The following is a 10,574-nucleotide window of genomic DNA, read 5'->3' on the forward strand; positions in this document are numbered from 1 at the left end:
GGGCCTCCGCGCGGTCCGGGCCTCCGCGCGGTCCGGGCCTCCGCGCGGTCCGGGCCTCCGCGCGGTCCGGGCCTCCGCGCGGTCCGGGCCTCCGCCCGGCCCCGGCCGTGGTGGGCGGTGGGGGCAGGGGACCGGGGGTCGGCTGGGGCGGGGTCAGGGCAGGCGGGTGGCGCCGGGGGAGGGGAGGACCGTCACGGTGCCGGGGGCGGTGAAACCTCGTTGCGCGTACGCGTCGGTCACGGCGGCGGCTACCGCGTCGGCACGGTCGGCCTCGATCAGCGCGAGCACGCAGCCGCCGAAGCCGCCGCCGGTCATCCGGGCGCCCAGCGCGCCGGCCGCCAACGCTGCCTCGACCGCGGTGTCGATCTCCGGAACGGTGATCTCGAAGTCGTCGCGCATCGAGACGTGGGAGGCGGTCAGCAGCGGGCCGATGTCGCGGACCCGGCCGGCGCGGAGCAGCGCCACAGTGTCCAGCACGCGCTGGTCCTCGGTCACCACGTGCCGGACCCGGCGCCGGGTCTCCTCGTCGTCGAGCCGGGCAAGTGCGGCGTCGAGTTGGTCGACGCCCACGTCCCGCAGCGCGCTGACACCGAGCGCGCTGGCCCCGGCCTCGCAGGAGCGGCGGCGGGCCGCGTACTCCCCGTCGGCGTGGCGGTGCGGCGCCCGGCTGTCGATGACCAGCACAGCCAGCCCGTCGGCGTCCAGGTCGAACGGGATGTGCTCGACCGACTCGTCGCGACAGTCCAGGAAGAGGGCGTGCCCTGCGCGGCAACGGATCGCCGCGGACTGGTCCATGATGCCGGTCGGCGCGCCCACGTAGACGTTCTCCGCCCGCTGCGCCAGCCGGGGCTGAAGTTCCGGGGCGAGCTCCAGCCCGCCGAGGTCGAGCAGGGCAGCCAGCACGGCCGACTCCAGCGCGGCCGAGGAGGAGAGCCCGGCGCCCAGCGGCACGTCGGAGGCGATCGCCAGCCGGGCGCCTGGCACCTGGTGGCCGGCCTCGCGCAGCGCCCAGACCACACCCGCTACGTACGCGCCCCAGCCGGTGACCCGACGGGGCTCGGCGACGTCGTCCGCGCCGAAGGTGATCGCCTCGCCGGACAGCTCGGACCAGGCCGTCCAGTGCTCCCCGTCCTGCCGGTCGGCCGCGACGACGGTGCGCATCGGCAGCGCGAACGGCAGCACGAAGCCTTCGTTGTAGTCGGTGTGCTCACCGATCAGGTTGACCCGGCCCGGGGCTGCCCAGCGGCCGGCAGCCTCGGTGCCGAACTGCGCGGAGAAGCCGGCCGCGGCCCGCTCGACGACATCACCGCTCGGGTTGGTCATGACTGCCCCAGGATGTGCGTGCGGTAGAACGCCCAGGCATCGCCGACCATGTCGTGCAGTGTCGGCTTCTGCGGCACCCAGCCCAACTCGTCGCGGGCCAGTGCGGACGATGCCACCAACTCTGCCGGGTCGCCCTCGCGGCGCGGCGCGACCTCGACGGGCAGCTGGTGCCCGGTGACCTCGCGGACCACGTCGACCACCTGCCGGTTGGTGAAGCCGTTGCCGTTGCCCAGGTTGTAGATCCGGTGCTGGCCGCCGGTGGCCGCGTCCAACGCCAGCAGATGCGCGCGGGCCAGGTCGGCGACGTGGATGTAGTCGCGGACGCAGGTGCCGTCCACTGTGGGGTAGTCGTCCCCGAAGAGCTGGAGCTTCTCCCGCCGGCCGGCGGCGACGTCCAGCGCTATCGGGATCAGGTGTGTCTCCGGGTCGTGCCGCTCGCCGAGCGCGATGTCGCCGTCGAGGTGCGCGCCGGCCACGTTGAAGTAGCGCAGCGACACGGCGGCCAGCCCGTGCGCGATCGCCTCGGAGGTGAGTGCCATGTCGACGGCGAGTTTGGTGGCGCCGTACGTGTTGGTGGGTGCCTTGACCGCGTTTTCGGTGATGGGCAGCTCGGTGGGGTTGCCGTAGACGGCGGCGGTGGAGGAGAAGACCATCCGGGGCACCCCGGCGGCCCGGACCGCGTCGATCAGGGCGAGCGTGCCGATGGTGTTGTTCTGCCAGTACAGCTCCGGCTTGACCATCGACTCGCCGGCGGCGATCAGGGCGGCGAAGTGCAGCACCCCGTCGAAACCAGCGTCCGCGGTGATGACCTGGGCGGCGTCGTGGATGGACGCCTCCACGTGGGTGGCATCCGGGGCGAGCGCCTCGCGGTGGCCGGTACGCAGGTCGTCCAGGATGACCACCTGGTGGCCCGCGTCGAGCAGCATCCGGGTCACCACGCTCCCGATGAAGCCGGCGCCCCCGGTGACGAGCAGTTTCACGTCGTTGCCTCCTGCCTGGCCCGCCCGGGACGTGGCCCTTCAATGATCACACTAGGGCGGTGGCCGGCGCTCTCGCCGTCGCCACCGTCAACCCCATTCCATCATAATCTCTCATGATTAAACAGAGCCGAACATCTCTCCGTGGCTCCACCTGATCCCCGGCGTGGTGGGCCCACGGTGTCTACCATCTCTGTCATGCGGGAAGCGGCCCGTACCGGGCTCCGGCGACACGCGCGGGCACATCCCCGCCGCGACAGTGGCCCGCTCGCCCGGGCTGTTGCCCGGGTGGTGGTACGCGCCGCAGATGGAGCGACCCGACTCGTCACCGATCTGCTCGGGACCGGACCGACGGCCGGCCGGGAGCACATCTCCGAGGCCGATCTGCGGGACCTGGTCGCGGCGAACACGGTGCTCGACCCGGACGAGCGGCGGATCATCGACGAGGTCCTGGTGGCCGGCGCCAGTCTGATCCGCGAGGTGATGATGCCGCGCACCGAGGTGGTCTTCCTCCCGGCGCGGCTGACCATCGTCGAAGCCGCCCGACTGGTCCGCGCCGAGACGCACACCCGTTACCCGGTCACCGACGGCACGCACGACGACGTGGTCGGCTTCGTGCACCTGCGTGACGTACTGCTGCGCCCGGACGCCGACCCGTGCGTCACCGTCGGCGAGTTGGCCCGGGAGGTGAAGCGGCTCCCGGGCAGCAAACGGGTGCTCGCCGCGCTGACCGAGATGCGCCGGGAGGGTCAGCACCTCGCGGTGGTCGTCGACGAGTACGGCGGCACCGCCGGGATCGTCACCCTGGAGGACCTCATCGAGGAGTTGATCGGCGAGATCCACGACGAGTACGACGCCACCCCGGACCCGGTGTACGCAGGCCTGCCCGCGGTGGTGGACGGCCGCCTCAACCTCGCTGACTTCGCCGAGCGGACCGGGGTGGCCCTACCCGCCGGACCGTACGAGACGGTGGGCGGGTTCGTCATGGCCGCGCTGGGCCGACTCCCGGTGACCGGCGACGAGGTGCCGGTGCCGGGTGAGCCCGCCGAGGTCGGCGTACCCGATCCGGCCGGGCTGCCGGCCGGCTGGTTGCTGCGGGTGCTCACGTTGGACGGCCGCCGGGTGGCCCGACTCGCCGTCTCCGCCGCCCGCACCGAGCAGCGCCGCGAGCAGAGCACCGAGCAGCACCGCGAGTACGACGTTGCGTCGGCCGCGGCGGGCGACCCCGAGCCGGCCCGGGAGGCGGTGGCGGGGCAGCACCGCCGGGTCACGGTCGGGCCGACGCGCCGGGTCGGCGCGGGCGAAGCGGGCGAGGTCAGCACCCCGGCGCCGGCGGGCCGGAGCCGACCCGCCGGCCCGTCATGACGGACCGGGTTGCTTGCTGACAGAATTATCGCCATGTCCGACGTTCCCGCCCGGCCCCGCGTCTTCTCCGGCATCCAGCCGACAGCCGACTCGTTCCACCTCGGCAACTATCTCGGCGCGGTGCGGCACTGGGTGGCGCTACAGGACACCCACGACGCGTTCTACTGCGTGGTGGACCTGCACGCCATCACCGCGGGCCATGATCCGGCGCTGCTGCGCCAGCGGACCCGGGTGGCGGCGGCGCAGCTCTTCGCGGTCGGGCTCGACCCGGAACGCAGCACCCTGTTCGTTCAGTCGCAGGTGCCCGAGCACCCGCAGCTGGCCTGGGTGCTCGGCTGCATCACCGGCTTCGGCGAGGCCAGCCGGATGACCCAGTTCAAGGACAAGTCGCAGAAGCAGGGTAACGAGCGGGCCAGCGTCGGGCTGTTCACCTATCCGGTCCTCCAGGCCGCCGACATCCTGCTCTACCAGGCCAACGCGGTCCCGGTCGGCGAGGACCAGCGCCAGCACCTGGAACTCTCCCGGGATCTGGCCCAGCGCTTCAACTCGCTGTTCGGCGCGACTTTCACGGTGCCCGCGCCGCACATCGTCAAGGACACTGCCAAGATCACCGACCTGCAGGACCCGACCGCGAAGATGTCGAAGTCGTCGTCCTCGCCGGCCGGCATCATCGACCTGCTCGACGATCCGGCCCGGTCCGCGAAGAAGATCCGTTCGGCGGTGACCGACACCGGTCGGGAGATCGTCTTCGACGCCGAGACCAAGCCGGGTGTGTCCAACCTGTTGACCATCTACTCGGCGCTCAGCGGTCGCAGCATCGACGAGTTGGTGGCCGCTTACGCGGGCCGCGGCTACGGCGATCTGAAGAAGGAGCTGGCCGAGGTGGTGACGGACTTCGTCCGGCCGATCCAGGAGCGTACCCGCGCCTACCTCGACGATCCGGCGCAGTTGGACAAGCTGCTCGCGGCCGGCGCGGAGAAGGCCCGCGCGGTGGCCGCGACGACCCTGCGGTCCGCGTACGAGCGGGTGGGGTTCTTCCCGCCCGTGCGCGGCGAGTAACTCCGCGGTAGAGGTGGACGGCTCGGTGGTCGGAGGGGCGGCGCGAAGCGTGGATCGCAGTGGCGGGGTGCCGCCGACCGGCGACACCATCCAGATCGGCATCGCGGTGGACATCCCCGAGCCGTGGGGCGCCCTGCTCACCCGGCGGCGGGTCGAGGCCGGTGATCCGCTGGCGGTGCCCGCGCACGTGACGTTGCTCGGGCCCACCGAGATCCGGACGGCCAACCTGCCGGCGATCGAGCGGCACCTGGCCGCCGTCGCCGCCGCGCACCTGCCGTTCACGCTGCATTTGAGGGGCACCGGCACGTTTCGTCCGGTCACCCAGGTGGTGTTCGTCGCGGTGGCCGCGGGGATCAGCGAGTGCGAGCTGCTGGCCGCGGCCATCGCCGCCGCGCCGGGCCTGCACCGCGAGCTTCGCTTCCCGTACCATCCGCACGTCACGGTGGCTCAGGAAGTGGCACCGGAGGCCCTGGACAAGGTGTACGAGGATCTGGCCGACTTCTCCGCGATGTTCGAGGTCGACGGGTTCACCCTCTTCTCGCACAGCGGGCAGGCCAGGTGGCAGCCGCGTCGGGACTTCTGCCTCGGCACCCGAAGCGCCAGCAACTGAAACGCCGGCAATCGAGCCGTCGGCACCTGAATCATCGGCGACGCGCCGGCCGGCGAGCATCGGGAGCCGGTTGCCACCACAGCGCTGGGAGATCGGCGAGGATGATCGCGTGAACGTGATCGGCCGGATCGAGGCGGGCATCGACCGCTGGGTGAGCGCCGCGCGCCACCGGTCGGGGCTCTTCGATCATGTGTGGCGGGCCGGTGTGCTGTACGGCGAGGTGCTGGCCGGCCGACTGGCCGCAGCCATCGCCTACTACGGCTTCTTCGCCGTGTTCGCCCTTGCCCTTGTCGCGTTCTCGATCTTCGGGGCGATCCTGGAGGACAACGACGAGGTCAGCGCGGCGGCGGCCGACTTCCTCAAGGAAAATCTGCCGTTCCTGGACGCCGAGCAGATCGCCAACTCCAGCGGCACTGTCGGTGTGGTCGGCCTTGTCATCCTTGTCTTCACCGGGATCGGTTGGGTCGAGGCCATCCGGTCCTCGCAACGGCTGATGTACCAGCTCAACCAGCAGCCGGGCAATCTGGTGGTGCGGCGGCTCGTCGACCTGGGCGTGATGATCGGCGTCTTCGTGCTGCTCGGCGTCTCGGTCGCGGCGGTGGACGCGTTGGAGTCGCTGCTGCGTTTCCTGCTGCGCAGCACCGGGTCGGTGGGTCTGACCACCATCAGTGCGGTGCTCAGCGTGCTGGTCAACACGGTGCTCGCCACCGCGTTGCTGCTGGCCGTGCCCCGGCTGCGGATGAGCCGGTCGCGGCTGCGCCCGGTGGTGGTGCTGGTGGCTGTCGGCATCACGTTGCTGAACACCGTCGGGCGGTACTACGTGGTGCGGACCGAGCGGAACCCGGCGTACACGGTGGTGGCCGGCGCCGTCGGTCTGCTGCTGTACCTCTACCTGCTCAACCAGTTGGTGCTGTTCGGCGCGGCGCTCCTGGCGACCAGCACCAACGGTCGAGTGGTGGATCTGGCGGAGACCCCCGCCCCACCGAAGGTTGCCGACGAGGGCATCGACCCGGGTACGCCGGGCGGTGCGGGCTGATGACGGAAGGCGCGCAGGTGCTGATCTCGGTCGACCCGGATTCGTCGGTGCCCCCGTACGAGCAGGTGCGTGTGCAACTCGCCGAGCTGATCGGCGATGGCCGGTTGCCGGTGGGCAGCCGACTGCCCACGGTGCGGCAGCTCGCCGCCGACCTGCGGTTGGCAGCGAACACCGTGGCCCGCGCCTACCGGGAGTTGGAGGCGGCCGGGCTGCTGGAGACGCGGGGGCGCAACGGCACCTTCGTCGCCCCCGGGCGGGACGACGCCGTCGACCGGTTGCAGCGGGCGGCGGCCGGCTACGCGGCGGAGGCGGCCCGGCTCGGCGTGCCGCCGGCCACCGCGCTCGCTCTGGTTCGCGCCGCCCTGGACGCGGTCCGCCCCGGCTGACCGGCCGCCGATCGACAGTCGGACGGGCGATAACTGAGAAGAACGGCGTCGGCGCTCGCGTTCGCGGACCATGATGAGCCGGTGGGCGCACTCATGACACTGGACCTGCCGGCGGACTCACCGCTCCTCGGCCTGCCGTGGATCATCACTTTCGGTCCGCTCGGTGATCTTGACGAGTGGGAGCCGGTGGTCTGCGGGCCGTACGAGCGACCGCACGCGTTGGCCCTGGCTGAGGCGGTGGTGGCCGAGGAGCAGTTGATGGCAGTGGTCGAGCCGCTGCTGCCGGCGCTGTCCGCTGACGAGATCCGCAGCGAGATCGCCGCCGCGCAGGTCGCCGCCGAGGACGAGGCCCGGCAGGTGGAGGGGGCCGACCTGTACGGGGACTTCGAGGACGTGATCGACGAGGAGTTGGACGCGGCAGCCGACGAGGCCGGCCACGGTGAGCCCGCCGAAGCGCCGGACGAGGCCGAGGTACGCGCCGGCTTCACCCGGATCGCGGCGTTGCTCACCGCGAAGTGAGACGTCAGCGAGTCGGCGCGCGGTCCAGCACGCAGAACTCGTTGCCCTCGGGGTCGGCGAGCACGGTGAACTGTTCGGCCCCGGTCTGCCCGACGTCGACCTGCCGCGCGCCGAGGCTCAGCAGCCGCCGCACCTCGGACCGGGGGTCCGTGTCCGCGACCAGGTCGAGGTGCAGCCGGTTCTTGCCCCGCTTGGCGGTGCCCGAGCCCTGCAACCAGACGGTTGGCGCGGCGGCGGACGGTTGCCCCGGCGGCCAGAGCTTGGCGCTGCCGTCGTCACCCTGCTCGACCTGATAGCCGAGCGCAGCGGACCAGAACGCGACCATCAGGTCCAGGTCCTCGACGTCGAGCGTGCACTGGGCGATCCGTACCGCCATGGGGGTCACCTCCGTCGTGATGGTGCCCCATTCGGTACCCCCGCCAGCCGCGGATTCAACCACCGGCGGCATACGGACACCGGCGCCACACGGAGCGGACTCCGCGCGGCGCCGGTGGCACCTCACCCCCCACCACAAGGGGCCGGTAGCCCAGTCGCCCGCCGGCGCGGGGCACGACGAACGACCAGGTCGAGAACGGGTTACCCGTTCAGCGGCGTTCCAACCAGACTGCCGCGTCAATTGGCAGCAGCTGACCGGTGCCCTGCTCGGTGAGCTGGTCGCTGGCGACGAGGGGCTGACCGTACCCGTCGATCAGGACCGGCGCGCCGCTGAAGTTGACCACGCAGGTCAGCACTGTCGCGCCGGCGGAGCGGGAGAAGGCCAGCACGCCCGGTTCGCTCTCCCGCCAGGTGACCCCGTCGGCGTCGAGGGCGAGCGCGGGATGGACGTGGCGGATCCGCAGCGCGGTCCGGTACAGCTCCAGTGTCGAGCCGGGCACGTCGGTCTGCGCCGTGACGGACAGCGCCTGCCAGAGCGCCGGGGCGGGTAGCCAGCTCAGCTCACTGCCGGCCGGCCCGAAGCCGTACGGGGCCAGCTCGCCGCTCCACGGGATGGGCACCCGGCAGCCGTCGCGGCTCTCGCCGGTGCGCAGGAACGCCGGATCCTGGCGCAGCTCGTCGGGGAGGTCGAGGACCTCCGGCAGGCCCAGTTCCTCACCCTGGTAGAGGTAGGCGCAGCCGGGCAGGGCGAGCATCAGCAGGCTGCCGGCCCGGGCTCGGCGCAACCCTTCGACGCCGTCGCCGTACCGGGTGACGTGCCGCTGCTTGTCGTGGTTGGACAGCACCCAGGTGGTGGGCGCTCCGACGACGGTAGCCTCTGCCAGCGCGGTGTCGATCACCTTGCGGAACGAGTCGGCCGACCAGGTGGCGTCGAGGAAGTCGAAGCTGAACGCCTGGTGCAGCTCGTCCGGGCCGATGTAGCGGGCCAGGCGCTGTGGGGTCTCGGCCCACGCCTCGGCGACAGCCATCCGACCGCCCGGGTAGCTGTCCAGGATGGGCCGCCAGGCCCGGTAGATCTCGTGCACCTCGTCCTGGTCGAAGTACGGCAGCCGGCCCTTGCCGAGCAGTTCGACCTGGCGCTGGCCGGTGGTCGCCGAGCTGAAGCCGACGTCCGGCAGCCCTTCCGCCTTGATCATGCCGTGCGCCACGTCGACGCGGAATCCGTCGACGCCCCGGTCCAGCCAGAACCGCAGCACGTCCTCGAACTCGGCGCGGACCTCCGGGTGCCGCCAGTTCAGGTCCGGCTGGGAACTGTCGAACAGGTGCAGATACCACTGTCCGTCAGGGGTGCGGGTCCAGGCGGGGCCGCCGAAGATGCTCTCCCAGTCGTTCGGGGGCAACTCGCCGTGCGTGCCCTGACCGTCGGCGAAGAGGTAGCGGGCCCGCTCCGGTGAGCCGGGGCCGGCGGCGAGCGCCGCGGTGAACCAGTGGTGCGCGCTGGAGGTGTGGTTGGGCACCAGGTCGACGATGATCCGCAGGCCGTGGGCGTGCGCGTCGGTGATCATCGCGTCGAAGTCGGCGAGGGTGCCGAACATCGGGTCGACGTTCCGGTAGTCCGCCACGTCGTACCCGCCGTCGATCATCGGCGAGGTGTAGAAGGGGGTCAGCCACAGCGCGTCCACCCCGAGGTCGCGCAGGTACGGCAGGCGCTGCCTGATGCCCTGGAGGTCGCCGGTGCCGTCGCCGTCGCTGTCGGCGAAGCTGCGGACGTACACCTGGTAGACGACCGCGGAGCGCCACCAGTCGTCGTCGGTGGCGTGCGGCGGGGTGGCGGTGCTGATCATTCGAGCAATATGCCGGCCCGTTGCTGCAAGAGTCAAGCAGATCTTGCGTAAGAAAGGCGCGCGGACGTCGGCGCGACAGCTGTGGAGCCGCGCACCACCAGCTCCGGGCGGAACAGGTACTCCGAGTTCGGGGCCCCGTGCCCGTTGATCTCGTCCACCAGCGCGCGGACGGCGGCCACCGCCATCGCGGTGACTGGTTGCCGCATCGTGGTCAGCGGCGGATCGGTGAAGGCCATCAGCGGGGAGTCGTCGTAGCCGACCACTGATAGGCCCTCGGGGACGTTGAGGCCGCGTTGGCGGGCGGCCCGGACCGCGCCGAGCGCCATCAGGTCCGAGCCGCAGACCACGCCTGTGACGCCGCGGTCCAACAGGCGGCCGGCCGCCGCCTCGCCACCCTCCACTCCGAACAGTGACAGCTCAGCGAGGGGGCCCAGGTCGGCTTCGGCGACGCCGGCCAGCCGGGTCATCGCGGAACGCCAGCCGGCCACCTTGCGCTGCACCGGCACGAACCGGTCCGGGCCGGTGATCAGGCCGATCCGTCGGTGTCCGAGGGCGACCAGGTGGGCGACCGCCAGCTCGGCCGCCTCCCGGTCGTCGCAGGAGACGAAGGGCGCGCCGATGCCGGGCACGTATCCGTTGATCATGACGACCGGCAGCGGCCGGGCGAGCAGGGCCCGGTAGCGGTCGTGGTTGGCGGCCGTGTCGGCGTGCAGACCGGAAACGAAGACGATCCCGGAGACCTGCCGGTCCAGCAGCATCTCCACGTACTCGTCCTCGGTCACGCCGCCGGCGGTCTGGGTGCAGAGCACCGGGGTGAAACCGCTCTGCGCCAGGGTGGACTCGATGACCTGGGCGAAGGCGGGGAAGATCGGGTTGTCCAGCTCCGGCACCACCAGGCCGACCAGGCCGGCGCTGCGCTTGCGCAGCCGGGCCGGACGCTCGTAGCCGAGCACGTCGAGGGCGGTGAGGACGGCCTGCCGGGTCTCCGGGGCCACGCCGGGGCGGTCGTTGAGCACCCGCGACACCGTGGCCTCGCTGACTTCGGCCTGCTGGGCGATGTCGGACAGTCGAGCGCGCATG

General features: G+C 71.8%; 11 protein-coding genes. 6 read left to right on the forward strand and 5 right to left on the reverse strand.

The window, feature by feature from the left end; translation table 11 throughout:
• Window positions 1-153: 153 nt before the first annotated feature.
• Window positions 154-1,323 carry a galactokinase gene (gene galK, locus AB0B94_RS29115; protein WP_357287640.1) on the reverse strand — a complete coding sequence of 390 codons (1,170 nt, stop codon included), beginning with the start codon at window positions 1,321-1,323 and terminating at the stop codon, window positions 154-156.
• Window positions 1,320-2,303: a UDP-glucose 4-epimerase GalE gene (galE, locus tag AB0B94_RS29120; protein ID WP_357287643.1), complete on the reverse strand. Its 984-nt coding sequence runs from the start codon at window positions 2,301-2,303 to the stop codon at window positions 1,320-1,322. The genes galK and galE overlap by 4 nt, the downstream gene beginning before the upstream one ends.
• 195 nt (window positions 2,304-2,498) lie before the next feature.
• On the opposite strand from galE, the gene AB0B94_RS29125 reads away from it, so the two are divergent.
• From AB0B94_RS29125 to AB0B94_RS29150, 6 genes are all read left to right on the forward strand, one after another.
• Window positions 2,499-3,665, forward strand: coding sequence for a hemolysin family protein (locus AB0B94_RS29125; RefSeq protein WP_357287646.1), 1,167 nt, complete (start codon window positions 2,499-2,501; stop codon window positions 3,663-3,665).
• Between the two features lie 33 nt (window positions 3,666-3,698).
• Window positions 3,699-4,724, forward strand: a complete 1,026-nt coding sequence (gene trpS, locus AB0B94_RS29130) for a tryptophan--tRNA ligase (RefSeq protein WP_238680461.1) — start codon at window positions 3,699-3,701, stop codon at window positions 4,722-4,724.
• A 25-nt stretch (window positions 4,725-4,749) separates the two neighbouring features.
• On the forward strand, window positions 4,750-5,334 hold the full coding sequence (locus AB0B94_RS29135; protein ID WP_357287651.1) for a 2'-5' RNA ligase family protein: 585 nt from the start codon (window positions 4,750-4,752) through the stop codon (window positions 5,332-5,334).
• 109 nt (window positions 5,335-5,443) lie between these two features.
• Complete coding sequence (locus AB0B94_RS29140) at window positions 5,444-6,370, forward strand: YhjD/YihY/BrkB family envelope integrity protein (protein ID WP_357287654.1); 927 nt, start codon at window positions 5,444-5,446, stop codon at window positions 6,368-6,370.
• Window positions 6,370-6,756, forward strand: coding sequence for a GntR family transcriptional regulator (locus AB0B94_RS29145; protein ID WP_091394595.1), 387 nt, complete (start codon window positions 6,370-6,372; stop codon window positions 6,754-6,756). Before AB0B94_RS29140 ends, AB0B94_RS29145 begins: the two co-directional genes overlap by 1 nt.
• An 81-nt stretch (window positions 6,757-6,837) precedes the next feature.
• Window positions 6,838-7,275 (forward strand): hypothetical protein, encoded by a 438-nt coding sequence (locus AB0B94_RS29150; protein WP_210784766.1) that lies wholly within the window; start codon window positions 6,838-6,840, stop codon window positions 7,273-7,275.
• A 4-nt stretch (window positions 7,276-7,279) separates the two neighbouring features.
• On the opposite strand, the gene AB0B94_RS29155 is transcribed toward AB0B94_RS29150, so the two are convergent.
• The 3 genes from AB0B94_RS29155 to AB0B94_RS29165 all read right to left on the reverse strand — a co-directional run bounded on the left by AB0B94_RS29155 (window position 7,280) and on the right by AB0B94_RS29165 (window position 10,573).
• Window positions 7,280-7,651, reverse strand: coding sequence for a VOC family protein (locus AB0B94_RS29155; protein ID WP_357287661.1), 372 nt, complete (start codon window positions 7,649-7,651; stop codon window positions 7,280-7,282).
• A 208-nt stretch (window positions 7,652-7,859) separates the two neighbouring features.
• Window positions 7,860-9,494, reverse strand: coding sequence for a glycoside hydrolase family 13 protein (locus AB0B94_RS29160; protein WP_357287664.1), 1,635 nt, complete (start codon window positions 9,492-9,494; stop codon window positions 7,860-7,862).
• Between the two features lie 32 nt (window positions 9,495-9,526).
• A complete protein-coding gene (locus AB0B94_RS29165) occupies window positions 9,527-10,573 on the reverse strand; it encodes a LacI family DNA-binding transcriptional regulator (RefSeq protein WP_238671149.1) in 1,047 nt (348 codons plus the stop codon).
• Between the last annotated feature and the right edge of the window lies 1 nt (window position 10,574).

Origin of the sequence: Micromonospora sp. NPDC048986, from assembly GCF_040649335.1 — a bacterium.
GTDB lineage: Bacteria > Actinomycetota > Actinomycetes > Mycobacteriales > Micromonosporaceae > Micromonospora > Micromonospora alfalfae.

Excerpts from the sequence above, each read along its gene's own strand:
- galK (WP_357287640.1), bottom strand. The coding sequence starts at position 1,323 with ATGACCAACCCGAGCGGTGATGTCGTCGAGCGGGCCGCGGCCGGCTTC.
- AB0B94_RS29125 (WP_357287646.1), top strand. The coding sequence starts at position 2,499 with ATGCGGGAAGCGGCCCGTACCGGGCTCCGGCGACACGCGCGGGCACAT.
- trpS (WP_238680461.1), top strand. The coding sequence starts at position 3,699 with ATGTCCGACGTTCCCGCCCGGCCCCGCGTCTTCTCCGGCATCCAGCCG.
- AB0B94_RS29145 (WP_091394595.1), top strand. The coding sequence starts at position 6,370 with ATGACGGAAGGCGCGCAGGTGCTGATCTCGGTCGACCCGGATTCGTCG.
- AB0B94_RS29155 (WP_357287661.1), bottom strand. The coding sequence starts at position 7,651 with ATGGCGGTACGGATCGCCCAGTGCACGCTCGACGTCGAGGACCTGGAC.
- AB0B94_RS29160 (WP_357287664.1), bottom strand. The coding sequence starts at position 9,494 with ATGATCAGCACCGCCACCCCGCCGCACGCCACCGACGACGACTGGTGG.
- AB0B94_RS29165 (WP_238671149.1), bottom strand. The coding sequence starts at position 10,573 with ATGCGCGCTCGACTGTCCGACATCGCCCAGCAGGCCGAAGTCAGCGAG.